The organism is Streptomyces sp. NBC_01335, assembly GCF_035953295.1.
Lineage (GTDB): Bacteria > Actinomycetota > Actinomycetes > Streptomycetales > Streptomycetaceae > Streptomyces.
This window is the reverse complement of record NZ_CP108370.1, coordinates 567,205-587,294: the sequence shown is the minus strand read 5'-3', so window position 1 is coordinate 587,294 and position 20,090 is coordinate 567,205. Positions and strand designations below refer to the sequence as shown.

Genomic DNA, 20,090 nt, shown 5'->3' with positions numbered 1-20,090 from the left:
TTAAGTCTTGCGTTTCTCCGTGAGAGTCGACTAGCTTCACTTCACGGTAAAACATCCTTCTATCCGTGAGGATATGATGACCAGTAAGCATGCCGAACGGACCCCGGTCAGCGTCTTCGGCGGTCCGACCGCCCTCATCGAGTACGGCGGGCTGCGGTTACTCACCGACCCCGCCTTCGATGCCCCCGGTGAGTACCCCCGGGGCAACGGCCACGTCCTCACCAAGACCGCGCCCGCCGCCGTCGACCCCGCTGAACTCGCCCCGGTCGACGTGGTCCTGCTCTCCCACGACGAGCACCCCGACAACCTCGACCACTCCGGCCGTGCCCTGCTGGCCGGCATCCCGCTGGTCCTGACCACGCGCGGCGGCGCGGACCGCCTGGGCGGCACCGCCCGAGGGATGGCCCCGTGGGACACCGTCGAACTGCCCCGCCCCGACGGCGGCACCCTGACGGTGACCGCCGCCCCCGCCCAGCACGGGCCCGAGGGCTGCGAACCGGTCACCGGCGAGGTGATCGGATTCGTCCTGACCGCCCCCGACCTGCCCACCGTCTACGTCAGCGGCGACAACGCCTCACTGGACATGGTCCGGCGGATCGCCGACCGCTTCGCCCCGGTGGACACCGCCGTCCTCTTCGCCGGCGCCGCTCGTACGGCCCTGTTCGACGGCGCCCTGCTCACTCTCGACAGCACCCAGGCCGCCGAAGCCGCCACCATCCTCGCGGCCCGCCGCGTGGTTCCCGTCCACTTCGACAGCTGGGGCCACTTCACCGAGGGCCGCACCCACCTGGTCGACGCCTTCACGGCGGCCGGGCTGCTGGATCGCCTGGAGCTGGCCGGGGCGTGAGTCGCCGTCGCGCACGCCGAAGGCTCTGCGGGGGCGGGCCCTGCCGTCCGCCGGGGTGAGCAGTCTGCTGCGGCGGCCGCGAACTACACCTGGGAATCGACTGGTTGGATACTTCCGATGCGGCTCCCGGCCGCCGGCACCACTCTGCCGATCGTCGTGGCGAGCGCCGCTCCGAGGAGGCTGACGCCCACCAGGGTCAGCCAGATCGAGGCGGCCCCGGTGGACAGCAACCCGGAGAGCGCGGCCGGAGCGACCGCTCCCGCGACCGTCACGGCGAGCTGGTTGAGGGCCAAGTACCGGCCGCGGAGAGCGTCTGGGGCACTCTCCGCGGCGACCGTCGACGTGATGGGGCCGCCGAGGATCTCACCGAGGGTGTAGCTGCCGGCGCCGAGCAACACCACGCCGACCGCGAGGGCGAGCCCGGCCACGTGGCCGGCGGCGAGAAACAGGAGGTAGCCCGCCGCGAAGCATGCGTGTCCGGCGACGAGGACGCGGCTGCGGATCCGCCCGCCGAGCCGACCGACGACGACGCCCTGGCCGAAACCGACCATCAGCGTGTTGAGCGTGAACACCGCGCCGGCCGTCCACCCGGGCAGTCCCAGCACGTCCACGGCGTAGACCGGTATCGCGATGTTGAGGGCGAACAAGGAGATGGCGAAGCACAGTTGATGCGCGACCAGTGACAGGTACGGCCGGTCCCGGAGCACGCGCCCCCAGCCGCCGGCAGGGTCCTGGCCCGCCTCGGGGCGGACGTTCGGCACGGCCAGCATCAGCACGAACGCGGCGACGTAGGACAAGGCGTTGGCGACCACGATCGCGGCGTAGGCGCCCTGAGTGCCGATGCTCACGGCGACGGCGGAGAGGAGCCCGCCGAGCGCGTAGCCGAGGTTGCGCGCCGACCCCAGGAGACCGAACCAGCGCTCGCGTTGGCCGGGAGCGGCCAGCGTCGTGACGGTCACGCCGTAGCAGCTGAAGAACACCGCCCGCCCGGCGCTGTTCAACCAGGCGCAGAGGGCGATCTGCCAAGTCTGGCCCACGACGAGATAGCCGGCGAAGCCGAGCGCCTGGGCCAGGTTCGCCGCCTGCAACACCGGCTTGGTGCCGTACCGGTCGACCAGTCCTCCGGCCAGCGGACCTGCCGGGAGCGCCAGCAGCCCGGCCGTCGTCAGTGCCGCGCCCACCTGCACCAGCGTCAGCGACGTCGTGGCCAGGAAGTAGAGCATCGAAACGGGGATGAAGACACCGGTGCCGAGCGAGTCGATGACGATCGCCGCGACGAAGCGACCGTGCCGGGGCGAAGAGGAACGGGGCGTGTGATCGATTAGGGACACGAACAGGAAGGTATAGATTCTATACCGGTATACACAACGCTACCGGGAGTCGCGCATGGGCAAGGCCTACAACGTCATGGCAGCGACCTGCCCCAGTCGCACCGTTCTGCACCGGATCGGGGCGCGCTGGACGGTCTTCGTCGTCAACGCGCTGGACGCCGGGCCGATGCGCTTCACCGCGCTCAAGGCGCACATCCGGGGGATCACACCGAAGGCGCTCACCGAGACGCTCCGCGCGATGGAGTACGACGGCCTGGTCTCCCGCACGGAGATTCCCGCGCATCCCCCGCATGTCGAATACGCCCTCACCGACCTCGGCCGGTCACTGCTGACACCCCTGCGTGCCGTCCGGGAATGGGCCGAGAGCCACGTCCCCGACATCGAACGCGCCCGTGCACATGCCGCCGCCGGTTCTTCTTCGCGGCCGGACCTGTGACGGGGTGTGGGCCGGACCGGTGACGGGGTGTGGGCCTGACCTGTGAGGGGGTGTCGGCCGGACCCCCGACGGAATGTGGGGTGCGGCCCCCCTCCCCGGAAAGCGGGGAGGGGGGCCGCACCCCGGGCCGTCAGTGCTTGGCGGCCGTGGCGCCCATGGCGGGCGGGGCGGCGTCGACGCCCCAGGTGGTGGGCGTGTCGGAGAGGTTGATCCGGATCGTGCCGGCGTGGAGCAGGTTCTCGTGGGAGAGCCAGCTCTGGCGCAGCTTGCCCTTGCCGGTGGTCACGGAGGACACGTACTGGAGCTTCGAGGAGCTCGCGCCGGGAGCTTCGATGCTGATCGTGCGGCCGTGCTCCGGCCGGATCTCGACCTTCTCGAACATCGGCGCGGTGACGACGTAGTTGGCGGAGCCGGGCTGGGCCTCGAAGACGCCGGCCATGGCGAAGACGAGCAGCGACGAGGTGGCGCCGAGGTCGTCGTTGCCGGGCATGCCGTACGCGTCATCGGTGAAGAGGGTCCGCATCGCGCGCAGTACGGACGAGGTCTTCCACGGGGAGTCGGTCCACGTGTACATCCACGGGGTGTGGAAGTCGGGCTCGTTGTTGGGGTTGAAGGCGAAGTTGTTGTGGTAGTCGTACGCCCCCGTCACCCAGCTCTCCTTGGCGGCCTTCGCCGGGTCGGCGAGCACGGCCGGCAGGTCGAAGAAGGTGTCGAGCCGCTGCTCGGCCTTGTCCTCGCCGCCCATCAGGCCGTACAGGGTCTGCGGGTCCTGCTGGGCCAGCCACTGGTACTGCCAGGCGGTGCCCTCGTGGAAGGCGCCGGACTGGGTGGGGTCGGGGTCGCCGGCGACGGTGCCGTCGGCGTTGCGGGTGACGGGGAAGCCGGTGAACCCCTGCGAGGTCACGTCGTCGTCCCAGAGGGTGGTGAAGTTGTCGCAGCGCGAGGCGAGGGTCGTGGCCTTGTCCTGGTAGCCGAGGCCCTCGGCCATCGTGGACAGCGCGCAGTCGGCGAGCGCGTACTCCAGCGTGGCGGAACCGGCCTGGCGGCTGTCGCCGTACGTGTAGCCGGGCAGGTTCTGGTAGGCGACCCAGCCGTTCTGGACGTAGGTCGGGTTGCCGTCGCGGCCGCGGAAGAGCGACTGGTCCGCGGGGACCTCGTTGACGTTCTTCCAGAGCGCGTCGAAGAGCCGGCGCGAGGTGGTCCTGTCGAGCAGACCGCGGTTGTAGAGGTCGACGACCCAGGGGGTGATGGGGTCACCGCTCATCACGTTGGTCTCTCCGCCGCCGAGACCCCAGCGCGGCAGCCAGCCGCCGTCCTGGTAGATGTGCAGCACGGACTTGGCCATGTCGGTGGCCTTCTCCGGGTTCACCAGGGCCACCAGCTGGTTCTGCGAACGGTAGGTGTCCCAGAGCGAGAACATCTGGTAGTACGTCGAGTCCGCGCGGTGCACCTGGTCGTCGAAGCCTCGGTAGCGGTTGTCGACGTCGGAACCGATCGACGGGTGCAGCAGCGAGTGGTAGAGCGCGCTGTAGTAGGTGCGCTGGTCGGCGGTGGTGCCACCGGCCACGCGCATCCGGTTCAGCTCGTCCTTCCAGGCGTCGTGCACGCCGGCCCGGGCCTTGTCGAACGACTTCGGCTGCTCGGCCTTGCGGTTGAGACGCGCGCCGTCGACCGAGGTGTAGGAGAGACCCACCGAGGTGCCGACCTGGTCGCCCTTGGACGGGTCGAAGGAGAGCCAGGCCCCGGCGCGCTTGGTGCCGCGCGTCGCCTCGCGGGCGCCCGGGGTGAGGGCGTCGTCGGTCCAGGTGCCGAACGTCGAGAACTTCCGGTCGAACTTGGCGCTGAAGAAGACCCGGTAGCGCTCCTTGCCGGTCTCGCCGCAGAAGTTGCCGCCCTGGAGCCAGCCCTCGACGGTGTCGTCGCCGACCACCTTGACGTCACCGGCGTAGGTGCTGCCGTTGCTCTGGCCGGTCTCGATCAGCACGTTCTCCGAGTCCGACCCGGCCGGGAAGGTGTAGCGGTGCTGGCCGGTGCGCTCGGTCGCGGTGAGTTCCGCCTCGATGCCGTTGTCGAGCTTCACGCCGTAGTAGCCCGGCGAGCGGGTCTCGTTGTCGTGGCTGAACTTGGCGCCGTACTGCGCCGGGTCGGACGAGGTGACCGCGCCGGTGGTCGGCATGAACCGGAAGTTGCCCATCGTCTGACAACCCACGCCCGAGAGGTGCGTGTGGCTGAAACCGAGGATGGTGTCCTGGGCGTAGTCGTACGAGGCGTACTTGTTCAGCTGCGTGTCGGGGCTCAGCTGCACCATGCCGAACGGCGCGGAGGCCCCGGGGAAGGTGGTCCCGTCGCCGTTGTTGCCGATCGACGTGTCGACCAGCGTGGTGGGGTCGGCGGCGAACTTCGGCCCCTGGGAACGGGAGTTCGCGACGCCGGAGGTGGCGGAAGCCGCGACCATCGTGGTGGCGATCAACAGGACGCCGAACACGCGCCTTTTCAGCGCTTTCATCGCATTCCTCTCGTACGACAACGTTGTCAGAGTCGAGCCCGATGATCTTTGCTGCTCGGGCATGGTCCCGTCAACCCGCGGACGGCTCGCTTCCGTTCTGCTTCCGTTCCGCTTCCGCCCGGCCTCCGCGCTGCCCACGTGCTGCTTCCGTCGCGCCTGCGTCCCCGCTCAGACCCCGGTGACCTTGGCGCTCGCCGACACCTCGTAGACCAGGGTGACCGTGCGCCGGCCGCCGGGCGGGAGGGAGACGTCCCAGCGGGCGATGCCCTCGGCGTCGAACACGTCCGGGGCGGGGGAGCACGCGTCCTTGCGCAGGTGTACCTCGACGGCGGAGACCTCGGAGACGGGGACGCGCTCCCGGAGGGCGACCACCCGCTCGTCGCTGTCCCCGGGGGCGGAGAACCGCGACAGATGCAGCCGCACCGTGCGGGTGACCACGGTCCGCTGGGTGAGGCCTGTGGTGTCGCGGGACTCTTCGGCCTCCCGGACCACGTGGAAGTCGTCGCGGCTGCCGAAGGCCAGCTCGACCGGCCCGCCGGGGGCGGTGAAGTCCAGCGTGCCGCGGCCGCTGAACCCGCTTCCGCGGACCAGGTCCACGGGGCCGGCGAGCAGCGCGTGGCCGGAGCGGTTGTCGAACCGCACCACCTGGGTGACGAGCGGGGACAACTCCGGTGCGCAGGCGTACTCGTCGCGCGCGGCGGCAGTGAACGCGGAGAGCGGTACGCGGTGGGCGCGGCCGTCACCTCGTACGGAGACCGGCGCCGGCGCCTTCAGCACCCGCGCCTCGCCGCCGTCGTCCACGCCCGGGAGGCCGAGCACCGGGACCGGGCCGAGCGTCGCGATCTCCTCCTCGCGGAAGTCGACCTCGACCGTGCGGCGTTCCGCCGCCGGGCGGTCCCGCAGCGTCAGCCGGTCCTCGGCCAGCCGGGGCGGCACGCCGGCCGACGCCGAACGGGCCGTCGACAGGGTCAGCGGCACGTCCGACCAGTCCTCACCCGTACGCTGCCAGACCACCGCGTCCGTCTCCAGCGTCAGGGAGCCCCCGTCGAGCACGGCCCGGTAGGCCGGCCGCCACAGCGCGCACGGGGTGAGGTGGGTCAGACGCAGCCCGGCCGGTCCGGCGGCCGCGGCCTCCACGGTCAGCTCGATGTGGCCGACGAGTTCGGCGGGTTCCTCCTCGGCGAGGGCCATGACCCTTCCCGCGTCGGCGAGTTCCTCGTCGAGCGCGGCCAGCTCGGCCCGTACGGAGCGGAGTTGCTCCTCGCACGTGTCGCGCTCCTCGTCCACCCGGTCCAGTTCGCCGGCCCAGCGGGACTGCTCGGTCTCCCCGTGGCCCGCGCCCTCGCCGATCTCCCGCAGCAGATCGGCGGCGAGCCGGCCGAGGAGGTCGAGCCGGGTGAGCAGACGGTCGCACCGCCGCTCCAGAACCGGCCGCTCCTCTTCGAGGGCGCGCACCCGGTGGCGCAGCGGAGAGTCCTCCCCGGTGAGCGGCTGCGGCCCCCGCGGTGTCCACGTACGGACGATCCGCGCGTCGAGGACGGACGCGGGGTACGGGGCGGTCAGTTCGGCGTGCAGGCTCCGGTCGACGGCCAGCGCGCTGACCGGGCCGAGACGGAGCCGCTGGACCCCGGCTTCCAGGTCGAGCACGACGGCGCGTTCGACGTGGGCCCGGTCTTCGAGGCACGTGACGGCGGTGACGGGGAGGGGAAGAGGCTTCGGGGCCGTGGACATGGCGGGTGTCAGCTCCTGCGGTTGCCGCCGACCAGGGCCTTGCCGGTCGGGATGCGGATCTCGTAGCCGCCGTCGAGGGCGGCGGTGGCCCCTGCGGGCAGGTCCAGTCGCCAGATACGGGTGCCCGGCGCGTACCGGTCCGGCCCCACGCTTTCCACCGGCGCCGCCCAACCGGCCCGCTCCTCGATCCGGACGTCCGGATCGGAGGTGACGGGCACCCGCTCGTGGACCTCCACGCGGACGGGGCGCGCGAGCCCGTTGGCCAGTTCCACGCGGACACCGTGGTTGAGCACCGTGGTGTTGCCGCGCAGGCCGGAGGCCGACTCGTGCAGGTTCGTACGGCGCGTGACGCGGACGCCCTCGGCCGGCCCGAGCCCCACCCGGCGGACACCGCCGGGGGCGAGCGTGGGCAGCGCGGCGGTCAGCAGGAACTCGTCGTCGACGGTGACCTCCACCGGCCCGGCCAGCAGCGCCTGGTCGGTCGCGTTGGAGAGCACCAGCGTCGCGTAGACGGTCTGCTCCACGGACGGCACGCAGAGGTACTCGGCGCGCAGACCGACCGGGACCTCGCCGACGGTGACGGTGTGCCAGGTGCCGTCGGACGGTACGTCGGCCCGGGCGGCGGCGTCGAAGCGGTGGTCGAAGGAACCCGCCGACTCCCGGGGCCGCACGGCCTGTCCGGGCAACGGCAGCGAGGCCACCGCCTCGGCGCGGCGGCGGTGCTCGGCCACCACCGGATCGTACGGCGCGTCGGCGAAGAGCCTGCCCCGGCGGCCGCCCTGCTCGTCGGGGCCGGAGAGGACGAGGCTCTGGTAGTCGAGCTCGGCGCTGCTCGGCCTGGGAGGACCGGCGGGCGGTGACGGGGGCGGGGGAGGTGCCGTGACCGGAGGGGGAGACCCCGGGGCCGCGGGGGCCGGGGCGCCGAGTGCGGCTGCGGCAGGCGCCGCCCCGTAGGACATGCCGCCCGGCGCCGGGGGGCCTCCGTGCTTCGCCCGGGACCGCATCGGCGCGGACGGCGGCGGGGGCGGCGGTGGGGCGGAGAGGAACTCGGCCGGGGCGCCGCCGGCCATCAGCGAGGCCGCCCGTGCGGTGACGGGCGAGGCCGTGCGGGGGCCTGCCGCGTCGTACCCCGAGAAGAGGCCGGCGAGTCCGGCCGGAGGCTCACGCCACCCGGCCGGCGCGGGGGCGGGCTGGCTGCGCCCGATCCGGATCGAGCGGAGCTTCGGAAGGTCGGTCCGGCGCCGGAGATCGGCGGTGGCCAGGGCGATCCGCACGCCGGTCCAGTCCTCGCCGGTCCGCTGGGCGACCGAGGCGCGCAGCACCAGACGGCCGCCGCCGTCGCCCTGCCGGTACGCGAGGCGGTAGGCCGGCACCCAGACGGCGCCGGGCACGCCGTACTCCAGCTCCAACTCCGCCTCGCCGGTGCCGTCGAGGGTCAGGACCGCGCTGACCGTGGCCCCGACGTGCGCCGACGGCGCGTCGGTGGAGGCGCGGGCGAGCCGGTCGGCGGCAACCTCCGCCTCGTGCTCCGTCACGAGCAGGGCTTCCTCCAGCTCGGCCAGGCGGTGGTGGAGCCCCGTCAGGCGTTCGTCGACGAAACCGGCCAGTTCCAGCCACGCGTCGACCGGGGTACGGCGGTGCTGCGGGTCGTCGCGCTTACGCGGGGGCGGTACCGGGCGGAGCGCCCCGACCTCCTCGATCCGGCTCACCACGCGGTCCCGGCGCCCCCGCGCCGCCTCGCACGCGTCCTTGAGCCGCTCGGCCTCGTCCCGCAGGCCCTGGGGTGCGTCCGGGCCGAGCGGTCCGGCCCCCGCCTCCACCCTGGCCTCGGTGACGCGCAGCCCGGAGGCGCCCAGCACCCGCGCCCGCAACGAACCCGGGTCGACGGTGCGGGGCAGTCCCGTCACCCGTACCCGGCCGTCGGACGGTACCCGGCCCCGCGTCAGGCGGCGGCAGACCGCGCCCTGTGCGTACACCACGACCGAGTCGAGGGTCGATTCCCAGCTCTGCGTCGATCCAGCCGTCATGTGCTCCGCACCCCCGCCGTGTTCATGCCGAACGCAGCTTACGCCGGGGCGCTCCTGGCGTCCGCCGTCCGACCGGAAGAGGGGGTGATCGGGAAGGGCGGCGGGGCCGAGTCCCGTTCCTCACCGGTCGTGCGACGAGGACTCGTGCGCGACCGCGCCGGGAATTGATCCTCATTCCTGTCCCTTTCCTGCCCTTTTTCGTCTGCTGGGAAAGCCGGGGTCTGTACGTGAAACCCGAAGCGTTGGCGGGCGGGTTGTCCGGACGAGTCGTCGGAAATGCTGGTACTGGCGCGATTGCGGCCCTGCGGGTGGGTGCGGGATACCACTCCGCAGCGTCTTTTCGGGGATGCGAGGACGGTGCGGGGCCCGCCGTGAGGCCCGCAACGGAACCTTGTGGCCGCCCCTCGGGCCGATGGCCGCGTCCGTGGAATCAGCGCCGCCTCCTCGTGTTCCGCCTGGTAAGGGGCGGTGAGGTGGGGATGCCCTTCGAGTCGGGTGGATCCAGACACCGGGGATTCGCTCACCCGTGGCGAAGGGAATGGAAAGGAGTCCACTTCGAATTAACTTCTCCTTTCCTCGGTATTTGTCGACCGTATCTCCTGCTGGATTCCGGACGTGCGGTTTTCGGGTCGACAATAGGTGCACCACCGGGAGTACCCCCCATTCGTCACAAAGATCTTCTTGTCATATGCGCAAAGTGTTGTTCTCATGCTCACGGCGCATGCGGGGGTGCGCGAAGTGTGATGACGAGGGGGGAATTGGTGCGCACGCGTTCGAGGAGACAGGGACGGCCGAGGGGCCCGCTGGTGGTGCTGACGGTTGCCGCGCTCCTGCTGGGCCCGCTGCCCGCGGCGGCGTGGGCGGGCCCGCGTACCGGGCCGGTGGCCCAGGACGTCGCTCCGCCGAGTGAGGCCGTGCAGGCATCGGCGGAAGCGAAGAAGTCCGGCGAACGGGTCGAGGTGGTGGGGGAGCGGTCGCAGGACACGACCGTCTGGGCGAACCCCGACGGCTCCACGTTCACGCTGGAGCAGTCGGCGGTGCCGGTCCGGGTGGCGACGTCCGACGGTGGCTGGCGGACCCCGGACGCGACGCTGGTGCGCGGGGCCGACGGGACGGTCGCACCCAAGGCCGCCGCCGTGTCGATGGAGTTCTCCGGCGGCGGTACGCACGATCCGCTGGTGCGGATCGAGAAGGACGGCAAGTCCCTCTCGCTGGGGTGGCCCGGGGCACTGCCCGAACCGGAACTCGACGGGGCGAGCGCTCTGTACCGGAACGTCCTGGACGGCGTGGACCTGAAGGTCACCGCGTCCACCGAGGGGTTCCGTCACGTGCTGGTCGTCAGGACGCCGGAGGCCGCCGCGCAGCCGGAGCTCGAACAGATCGACTACTCGTTGCGGGCGTCGGGACTGAGTGTCACCGAGAACAGCGGCGGCGGGTACGACGCCGTCGACGCCGACGGCAACTGGGTGTTCCGCGCGCCGAGGGCGCAGATGTGGGACTCCGCCGGTCCGGACTCCGCCACTCCCGCCCCGGACGAGGCGGTCACGTCGACCGCCGTCGTGCGGAGTCCGGCTCGATCCTCCGTGACCCGGGCCGACTACGCCGAGGACACGGCCCAGGGCGCAGCGCCGGGCGCCGGCGGTGACGGAACGGGCGTGGAGCCCGCGGCCGGTGACACGACGAAGCCGATGGACGTCTCGGTCGGCCAGGACGTGCTGACGGTCACCCCCGACGCCGGGATGCTGGCGCACACGGAGGCGGAGGACTTCCCGCTGTACATCGACCCCACCGTGTCGTGGGGCGAGGCGGAGCGGACGCTGCTGCGCTCGGACGGCTACGAGTCGTACGGCTGGGGCAACGGTGACGACGGCCAGGGCCAGGGCGTCGGCAAGTGCGGTAACTGGGGCGGATATTACTGCGGCCCCGGGTACACGCAGCGGCTGTACTTCGAGTTCGCGCCGGACAAGCTGAAGGGCAAGCGCGTCCTGGACGCCACCTTCCGGGCGACCGAGCCGTGGGCGTTCCAGTGCGACCCGCGCTGGGTGCAGCTGTACCGGACGGGCAACATCTCCTCGTCCACCACGTGGGCGTCCCGCCCGACCCACCTCGACCTGGTGGGCGACCGGGACGTGTCGGCGGGACGCGGCTCCTCGTGCGATCCGGACACCCCGGCGGCGCCCATCGAGTTCAACGACGACCCGAGTGAGACCTACGAGAACCTCACCCCGACCGTGCGGGACTTCGCCGAGGGCAAGTTCTCCCGTCTCACGCTGGCGCTCAAGGCCAAGGACGAGACCGACGCGTCGGCCTGGAAGCGCTTCCGCAACGACGCCGTCCTCGTCGTCACCTACGTGGGCCTGCCAGCAGTGCCGACCAACCCGGCCGTCGCCTCCACATGCGAGACCACCGAGACCGACCCTAGCTGGATCTCCGACCCAACGCCCAGGTTCAGCGCACAGGTGCAGACGGCGGCCGGCGGTGAGGCCGGGGCTACTCTGCGGGCGCATTTCTACGTGCAGCAGAAGACCTCCGCCGGCTGGGCGACCGTAGCAACCGAACCCGTCGCGCCGTCGAGCGGCTTCGTGGCGGACAACGCCACGGTCCCGGTGGACTCGCCGATCACACTGGCGCAGAACTCGCCTTACCGGATGGCGGTGTTCACTCGCTCCTACTACAACAACGGGGCGAACCAGATCGAGGGCCACAGCACGCTGACGACGAAGGGATGGTGCTACTTCACGATCGACTCGACCCGGCCCAAGGCGCCCGCCGTCACCACGCCCTCCGGGGCGGTGTACGCGGTGTGTCCGGACGACGGTGACGGCTGCGGGGCCGCGACCGGTGGCCCGGGCGTGGCGGGTCAGTTCACCTTCACCAGGAACTCCGCGGACGCCAACGTCGTGGCGTACGAGTACAGGCTCGCGACCGACAAGGCGTGGACGAAGGTCTCGGCGACGACGTCGGTCAGCCGGAGCATCAAGCCCGCCCTGTCCGGCGTGCAGGTTCTCTACGTACGCGCCGTGGACAGCGTGGGCACCGGGCAGTCCGGCGAGACCACCGCGGTCCGGTTCAACGTCGCCGAGGGCGAAGGGCCCGCAGGCCTCTGGCACTTCGACGACGGCGCCCCCGGCTCCGCGGTGACGGTCGCGGCGGACAAGGGAACGGCGCCGGGCAGCCGGCACGATCTCACGCTGCACGAGGCCGGTGCGGGCTGGTCGTCGTTCGCCCGCCGGGGAGACGGCGACAGGTCGCTGTGGCTGAACGACACTGCCAACACCACGCAGCAGACCGGCTACGCGGCGACGTCGAGCCCGGTGGTGAACTCGCAGTCCTCGTTCACCGTTTCGGCCTGGGCCTACCCCACGGACGACACGGCCTTCCGTACGGTGCTCTCCCAGACCGGCAGCGACAACCGGGGCTTCTCGCTCTACTACTCGCCCGGTGTCGGCCGCTGGGTGTTCCTCATGCAGTGGTACGTCGGCGCGGAGCGCCGGTACATCGGGGCGAACGCCAACCTGTCGCCCGGGATCACTCTGAAGGCGTGGACCCATCTGGCGGGTGTCTACGACGGTGAGGCGCACACGATCAGCCTCTTCGTGAACGGCCGGCGGCAGGGCAATGCCGTCGCGGTCCCGCAGGAGGGGTGGCCGACCGCGGTCGACAGCGGCCTCCAGATCGGCCGCGCCAGCGCGGGCAGCGGCACGTTCAACAACTACTGGAAGGGCCGAGTCGACGAGGTCGCGGCCTACCAGTCGGCACTGCCGGACGCCGAGGTCGCCAAGGTGGCCGAGCTCCTCAACCCGGACGGGAGTCAACGGTCGACCGCACTGGTCGCCGCATGGCAGCCCCGGGGCAGTACCGGCACCGCGGCTCTCGCGGACACGACCAGCGTGTACGGCCGCAGCCTGCAGCTCAACGGCGGAGCCTCCGTCGCCGACGACGCGATCGTGCTGGACGGTGTGGACGACTCGGTCACCACCGCAGGTCCGGTCGTGGACGACCGGGAGTCCTTCACCGTGACCACCGAGGTCGAGCCGGATACGGCCGCACTGGACGCGGACCCCGACAAGGACGGTTACGCGGTCCAGGTCCTCGGCCAGCGAAGCGCGGACGGCTCGGCCTGGGGTCTGTGGCACCAGCGGTCCGGCGTCAAGCAGTACATGGACGAAGAGACGGGGGAACTGCTCGACCGTCCAACCTGGTTCTGGCGCTTCGGTCGTCTCAACAGCGACGGGACGTTCGACGCGGTCGAATCCGACGAGGCGGCGTCCGACGGAGCGGTCCGCGTGACCGGGGTGTACGACGCCCAGGAAGGGACGATCCGGCTGTACCTCGCCTCCACGCAGAACGGTGAGGACACCGCGTACACCGCGGTGATCGGGTCCGGGGAGTTCGCCGGTGGCAAGGGGTACGTCAATGGCGCCTGGGGCCACTACCTGCGCGGCCGGATCACGGACATCCGGGTCTGGGCCGGCGCGGCGGCCGACAGCAGTCAGGTCGGCGGCCTCGTCGGCGTCGCTCAGGACGACGAGAGCGACGACGTGACCGAATGAGCCGGCGTGCGGCCGGTCCCTGACGCGGGACCGGCCGCACGTCCGTGCGCGTCATTTTCTGGCGCGGCCGTACGGACAGGGACCCACCTCCGTGCGGCCGCGCTCTCCACGCCCCGCGGCGTACAGCCCGCGGGCGTGATCTCCCGCTGCCCTCGCGTGAGGGCAGCGGTCCGTTCCACTGGATCTGTGACCCTATGGGGGCTGCTGGTGTTTGTCGGACGGGGCTCTCGCCCCAGGCTCGGGCGTGCCCTTGCCAGATATGTACTGTTCCTGGCGGTGACGGGTTCGCTGTCCGTCGTCGGCCTCACGGCGGCGGCTCAGGCGCAGGGAACCCCGCACGATCTGAAACCGCTGTGGGAGCGGAAGATCAGCAAGACCGAGGCGGTGACCGGTTTCGACGCCAAGAAGGGGCGCGCGACGGCCGCTTCGGGGCGGAAGAAGAACGAATCCCAGGCGAAGCAGGCGAAGAACGAGCAGAGGACGACCTGGCCCGGGAGCGGCGAGGGCCGTCTGACCGTGGGCGCGGCGGGCCGGGCCTCCGCCACCGAGGTGGGCGGGCTGCCGCTCGCCCTGAACGCACCGAAGGCGGAAGGGTCCGGCGGGAAGGCCGCGCCCGCGCTCGACGGCGGACCGGTCCGGGTGAAGGTGCTCGGCCACCGGGCGGCAACCGACCTGGGCATCAAGGGTGTTCTGCTCACGGCCCAGGCGCCGGAGGCCGGCACCGGGGAAATGAGCATCGGATACGGCGCGTTCGCGTCCGCCTACGGAGGCGGCTGGTCGGGGCGGCTCGGACTGGTCAGCCTGCCGCAGTGCGCCCTGACGACGCCCGAAAAGGCGGAGTGCCGTACCGCCACGGAGGTCGCGTCGATCAACGACGTCTCCGCACGGACCGTCACCGGAGCGGTCACCCTGTCGGCCACCGTACCCACGGTTCTGGCACTCGCCGCGACGACGTCGGCCGAGTCGGCGTCCGGTTCGGGGACCTTCGAGGCCACCCCGCTCTCACCGTCGGCCACGTGGGAGAGCGGTGACTCCTCAGGGGCGTTCACCTGGTCGTACCCGATCGGGACACCCCCCGCCCCCGGCCCCTCCCCGTCGCTCTCCATGGCCTACGACTCGGGTTCCACCGACGGGAAGACCGCGTCGACGAACAACCAGTCCACCCAGGTCGGTGAGGGCTTCGACCTGTCCGCGAACTCGTACGTCGAGCGGACCTACGGGTCGTGCGACGACGACGGGCAGACGGACAAGAACGACCTGTGCTGGAAGTTCGACAACGCCAGCCTGGTGCTCAACGGAAAGTCCACCGAGCTGGTCAAGGACGACACCACGGGCGTCTGGCGGCTGAAGAACGACGACGCCTCGACGGTCACGCTGTCGACCGGAGCCGACAACGGCGACGACAACGGCGAGTCCTGGACCGTCACGACCGGCGACGGAACCCGCTACGTCTTCGGCCTCGACAAGCTGCCCGGCGCCGGGACCGAGCACACCAACTCGGTATGGACGGTACCGGTGTTCGGCGACGACTCCGGCGAGCCGGGCTACGACAAGGGCAGCACCTTCGCGGACCGCGCGGTGACCCAGGCATGGCGGTGGAACCTCGACTACGTGGAGGACACCCACGACAACGCGATGTCCTACTGGTACACCAAGGAGACCAACTCCTACGGTAAGAACGGCGCGAGCACCGCGACCGCCGGCTACACCCGCGGCGGCTACCTCAACAGGATCCAGTACGGGCAGCGCGCCGCCTCCCTCTTCTCCGGAGTGACGTCCGCCCAGGTCGACTTCACGTACGCGGAACGCTGCACCGCCTCCGACTGCGCCGAACTGAAGGACGCCACCGCGCCGAACTGGCCCGACGTCCCCTTCGACTCGATCTGCGCGTCGGGCGCCACCTGCAAGTCGACCGGCCCCACGTTCTTCTCCCGCAAGCGGCTGACCCGCGTCGACACCTCGGTCTGGTCGGCGGCCACCAGCGCCTTCACCCCGGTGGACACCTGGGACCTCACCCAGGAGTACCTGGACGGCGGGGACATCGGTGACTCCACCGACCAGACCCTGACGCTCAAGAGCATCAAACGCACCGGCAGGAACGGCACCGCGATCAGCATGAACCCGGTGGCCTTCACCTACGACATGCGGCCCAACCGGGTCGACGGCGACCGGGACGACATCCTGCCGCTGACCAAGCCCCGCATCCGCACCGTCACGACGGAGACAGGAGCCGTCACCGACGTGACGTTCTCGGGCCAGGAGTGTGTCCGCGGCAGCGGCATGCCGACGGCCGAGGACAGCGACACCGCCTCCTGCTACCCCCAGTACTGGCACGTCAACGGAGCCAAGGACGCCACCGTCGACTGGTTCCACAAGTACCGGGTCACGGACGTCGTCACCAGCGACGAGCACGGCCCCGGCGAGACGATGGAGACCCACTACGCCTACTCCGGGGCCGCCTGGCACTACAACGACTCACCGTTCACCCCGGCCGACGAGCGCACCTGGTCCGTCTGGCGCGGCTACCGCAACGTCACCGTCACCCAGGGGTCCGGCTCCGGCCGGTCCAAGGTGACCTCGGTGTACCTCCAGGGCATGGACGGCGACCGGCTGCTCGGGTCCGACGGCAAGCTCGACCCCACCGCCCGGCGCAGCGTGACCGTGCCGGGCACGGACTTCGACGCGCTGGACGTCGCGGACCAGAAGGACAGCGAGCCGTACTCAGGCGCCCTGCGCCAGCAGACCACCTACAACGGCACCCTGCCCGTGTCGACCACCGTCTACGACCCCTGGTCCAAGAAGACCGCCACGCAGCACAAGTCGTACGCCGACACCGAGGCGTACTTCGCCCGCACCGGCAAGGAGACGGCGTACACCTACCTGACCGCCTCCGGGACCTGGCGTGCCGCGTCCACCAGCACCACCTACGACGACTACGGCATGGCGACCAAGGCCGACAGCACGGGTGACACCGCCAGGACCGGCGACGAGACCTGCACCCGCACCTGGTACGCCCGCAACGACAGCCTCGGCATCAACTCCCTGACCTCCCGCACCAGGGTGGTGGGACGGGCGTGCTCGGCCGCCGAGGCCGACCTCTCCCTGCCGGCCGCCGCGGCGACCGCCGGTGACGTCGTCTCGGACACCGCCACCGTCTACGACAATCCGAACGCCACCGCGTGGAGCGCGTCGCAGACCCCGACCCTCGGCGAAGCCACCTGGACCGGCCGGGCATCCGCCTACCCGGCGGCAGTCTCCGGCGGCGAACGCAACCCCTCGGCCTGGCAGACGGTCGGTACGTCGACCTTCGACGTACTGGGGCGCCCGCTGATCACGACCGACGCGGGCGGCAACGCCACCACGACGACCTACACCCCGACGACCACCGGACCCCTCACCCGGACCTGGACCAAGAACGCGAAGCTGTACAGCACCTACACCTACACCGACCCGGCGCGCGGACTGCCCACCCAGGCATTCGACGCGAACGGCAACATCACGGAGACGGCCTACGACGCCCTGGGGCGCACGACCGCGGTCTGGCTGCCCAACCGCAGCCACAGCGCCAACCAGAGCGCGAACCAGGTGTTCGCGTACTCCGTGTCCAACACCGCCCCGTCCTGGTCCTCGTCGGGCACCCTGAGGGAGGACGGCACCTACGCCACCACCTACACGCTGCTCGACTCCCTGCTCCGCCCCGTCGAGACACAGGCGCCCGGGGCGACCAGCGGCCGCATCCTGACCTACACCCACTACGACAACCGCGGCCTGGCCACCGAGACGTACGCCGACATCTACGATTCCGCCGCGCCCTCGGGCACGTACACGCAGCTCGAATACGGTGAGGCGCCCAGCCTCACCACCACCGGTCACGACGCGGCGGGGCGCGCCACCAGCACGACGTTCAGGACTGGCGGAGAGCAGAAGTGGCAGACCACGACCGCCTACACCGGTGACTCCACCGCCACCACAGGTCTGACCGGCGGATCGGCGACGCGGACGATCACCGACGCCCTCGGGCGCACCGTGGAGACCCGCAAGTACGCGGGCACCTCGGCCGCCGACAGCGAGTACGGCGCCCTCACGGGCCCGGAGTACAGCCGGACGCGCTTCACCTACACCCCCGACGGCAAGCAGAAGACGGTCACCGGACCGGACGGCGCCGCATGGTCGTACACCTATGACCTCTTCGGCCGCCAGGTCACGGCGAACGACCCGGACAAGGGCGCCACCAGCAGCGGGTACACGGCACTCGACCAGGTGTCCTGGACGAAGGGGGCGACCGGTCAGGCCGTGATCCTGGGCTACGACGTGCTGGGCAGGGTCACCGACACCTGGAAGGCGTCCGCGGGCGCGAACCTGGCCGACGCCACCGTCCTCGCCGCACAGAAGACCGCCGTCAATACGCTCACCCACACCACCTACGACACCGCCACCCTCGGCAAAGGCCTGCCCGCCGTCTCCACCCGGTACGTCGGGGGGATCGCCGGCAAGGCCTACGCCCAGAGCGTCACGGCGTACGACTCCCGCGCCAACTCCGTCGCGGGCAGCCTGACGATCCCGTCCGACGACGCGCTGGTGACCTCGGGCGCCCTCGCGTCCAGCACAGTGAAGTTCACGTCCGCCTACAACATCGACGGCACCCTCGACCAGACCACCGAACCGGCGGCAGGCGGCCTCGCCGCGGAGACCGTCGAGCACGGCTACTCCGCCGAGGGGCTGGCCACCAGCCTCACCGGCGGTGGCAAGGGCATCGTCCTCGACGCCACCTACACCGACCTCGCGCAGCTCGCCACCCTCAAGCTGGGTGTCTCCGAGGCGACCGGCACCGGCAAGGTCGACATAGCCAACGGCTACGAGGACGGCACCCACCGGCTGCTCCAGACCCAGGTCCACGCCTCGTCCCAGGCGTACGACGCCATGAACGTGCACTACGCCTACGACACCACGGGCAACATCACCCGGATCTCCGACACCACGACCCTCGGCGGCACGGGGGCGGCCGACACCCAGTGCTTCGGCTACGACGGCCACCAGCGCCTGACCGAGGCCTGGACCCCCGCGGACGGCGACTGCGCCACCACCGGCCGTACCACCGCCAACCTCGGCGGCGCCGCCCCCTACTGGACCAGCTACACCTACACCGCGGGGAGCCAGCGGAACACCGAGACCACGCACACCGCCGACACCTCCACGACCACCACCTCCTGCTACCGGGGCGGCACCACCCAGCCGCACACGCTGCTCGCCACGGTCACGTCGGGCACCTGCACCGGGGCCACGGCGGAGTACGGCTACGACGCGGAAGGCAACACCACGTCCCGCCCGGACGGCAGCACCACGCAGAACCTGGACTGGGACGCCGAGGGCAAGCTGTCCCGGCTGACCGAGAACCCGGCGGGCGCCGCCCGCGCCACCGACTACCTCTACGGCGCGGACGGAAACCTCCTCCTGCGCCGCAGCGCCGCGAGCGACGGTGAGACCGTCCTCTACCTCGGTGCCACCGAGGTCCACCTCAAGTCCGGCAAGAAGTGGGCCGCCCGCTCCTACACCTTCGCCGGCTCGACCGTCGCGGTGCGCAGCAACCAGACCGGTACGGAGAAGATCAGCTACCTCGCGGGGGACCAGCACGGTTCCGCCTCGGTCGCCATCGCCTCCGACACCCAGGCGCTGACGAAGCGCTACCTGACGCCGTTCGGTGCCCAGCGCGGAAGCGGTGTCAGCTGGGTCGACGACAAGGCGTTTCTCGGCAAGTCCGCCGACGCCGACACGGGCCTGACCCACGTCGACGCCCGTGAGTACGACCCGCTCATCGGGCAGTTCATCAGCGTGGACCCGGTCCTGGACACCACCGACGGGCAGAGCCTCAACGGCTACGCCTACGCAGGCAACAACCCCGCCACCTACGCGGACCCCACGGGCGAGCGCACGGCCGACTGCGTGGGCGGGTGGAACGAGTGCGGGCCCGTCCGGTCGAGCAGCACCGGGAACAACGGCGGCAGCATTCACAACAGGGGCACGCTCAGCAAGAGTGGGAGCAATAAAAAGAGCACACCCCACAAGGGGGGTGCATGGGGCTCGAAGTCGAGCTGGAAGGACGCCTTCAACCTCTCCCTGGCGAAGTCGAACGTCCTGTTGGGGGTTCTGACGAAGGGGGCCTGCTCGAGAGGTCTCGTCATGTCCTGCGCACTGTGGAAGCACTATGGTGACGACACCGGGACCGACTTCGAGTTGAGTGCGAACACGGTGGACAACCTGCTGGGGGACAAGGGGGTGAAGGGAGACATTGCCGATCAGCTGGAAGCTTGGAAGGCGGAGGCTTCCGGTCGTTGCGAGAAGGGCGAGGAGTGCATTTATTCGGCAGACAGTGGATGGCGAAAAGGTGAATTCCAGGGAATGGACGCAAAGAACGCGATCGGCAAGGTCAAATGGAGGATCAACGCTTCTGTGACGGTCGGCGCGGACAGGCGCGTCTCTGCCACCTACAGTGTTGATCTCTTCAAGAACTGGAACTTCGACAGAGGGAAGAAGGCGGAAATCCCTTACCTCGGAGTGACGATCGACCTCGGTCAGTTCCTGGATCTTCATGAACACGGGATGGCTCGGGAGTACGACATGTACGGAACCAGTTCGATGCACACGTCCTGACTGCGAAGTGG

General features: G+C 70.8%; 8 protein-coding genes. 4 read left to right on the top strand and 4 right to left on the bottom strand.

Features of this window, described 5'->3' with window-relative positions; translation table 11 throughout:
• Window positions 1-76: 76 nt before the first annotated feature.
• On the top strand, window positions 77-847 hold the full coding sequence (locus OG599_RS02265; RefSeq protein ID WP_327174218.1) for an MBL fold metallo-hydrolase: 771 nt from the start codon (window positions 77-79) through the stop codon (window positions 845-847).
• A gap of 83 nt (window positions 848-930) precedes the next feature.
• On the opposite strand, the gene OG599_RS02260 is transcribed toward OG599_RS02265, so the two are convergent.
• Window positions 931-2,178 carry an MFS transporter gene (locus OG599_RS02260; RefSeq protein WP_327174217.1) on the bottom strand — a complete coding sequence of 416 codons (1,248 nt, stop codon included), beginning with the start codon at window positions 2,176-2,178 and terminating at the stop codon, window positions 931-933.
• 55 nt (window positions 2,179-2,233) lie between these two features.
• Here OG599_RS02260 and OG599_RS02255 point away from each other — a divergent pair, with 55 nt between their 5' ends.
• Complete coding sequence (locus OG599_RS02255) at window positions 2,234-2,614, top strand: winged helix-turn-helix transcriptional regulator (protein WP_327174216.1); 381 nt, start codon at window positions 2,234-2,236, stop codon at window positions 2,612-2,614.
• A gap of 130 nt (window positions 2,615-2,744) precedes the next feature.
• On the opposite strand, the gene OG599_RS02250 is transcribed toward OG599_RS02255, so the two are convergent.
• The 3 genes from OG599_RS02250 to OG599_RS02240 form a co-directional block, all read right to left on the bottom strand.
• Window positions 2,745-5,120: a GH92 family glycosyl hydrolase gene (locus OG599_RS02250; protein WP_327174215.1), complete on the bottom strand. Its 2,376-nt coding sequence runs from the start codon at window positions 5,118-5,120 to the stop codon at window positions 2,745-2,747.
• A gap of 168 nt (window positions 5,121-5,288) precedes the next feature.
• Entirely contained in the window at window positions 5,289-6,851 is a 1,563-nt protein-coding gene (locus tag OG599_RS02245; RefSeq protein WP_327174214.1) for a mucoidy inhibitor MuiA family protein, read from the bottom strand.
• Between the two features lie 8 nt (window positions 6,852-6,859).
• Window positions 6,860-8,878 (bottom strand): DUF4139 domain-containing protein, encoded by a 2,019-nt coding sequence (locus OG599_RS02240; protein ID WP_327174213.1) that lies wholly within the window; start codon window positions 8,876-8,878, stop codon window positions 6,860-6,862.
• Window positions 8,879-9,684: 806 nt separating this feature from the next.
• Between OG599_RS02240 and OG599_RS02235 the strand changes: the two genes are divergently transcribed.
• The gene (locus OG599_RS02235) at window positions 9,685-13,431 is read left to right on the top strand and encodes a LamG domain-containing protein (protein WP_327174212.1); all 3,747 of its coding nucleotides are present in this window, start codon (window positions 9,685-9,687) and stop codon (window positions 13,429-13,431) included.
• Window positions 13,432-13,707: 276 nt separating this feature from the next.
• Entirely contained in the window at window positions 13,708-20,079 is a 6,372-nt protein-coding gene (locus OG599_RS02230) for an RHS repeat domain-containing protein (protein ID WP_327174211.1), read from the top strand.
• Window positions 20,080-20,090: the final 11 nt, after the last annotated feature.

Coding starts and splice junctions, on each gene's coding strand:
- OG599_RS02240 (WP_327174213.1), bottom strand. CDS start 8,878: ATGACGGCTGGATCGACGCAGAGCTGGGAATCGACCCTCGACTCGGTC.
- OG599_RS02245 (WP_327174214.1), bottom strand. CDS start 6,851: ATGTCCACGGCCCCGAAGCCTCTTCCCCTCCCCGTCACCGCCGTCACG.
- OG599_RS02255 (WP_327174216.1), top strand. CDS start 2,234: ATGGGCAAGGCCTACAACGTCATGGCAGCGACCTGCCCCAGTCGCACC.
- OG599_RS02265 (WP_327174218.1), top strand. CDS start 77: ATGACCAGTAAGCATGCCGAACGGACCCCGGTCAGCGTCTTCGGCGGT.
- OG599_RS02250 (WP_327174215.1), bottom strand. CDS start 5,120: ATGAAAGCGCTGAAAAGGCGCGTGTTCGGCGTCCTGTTGATCGCCACC.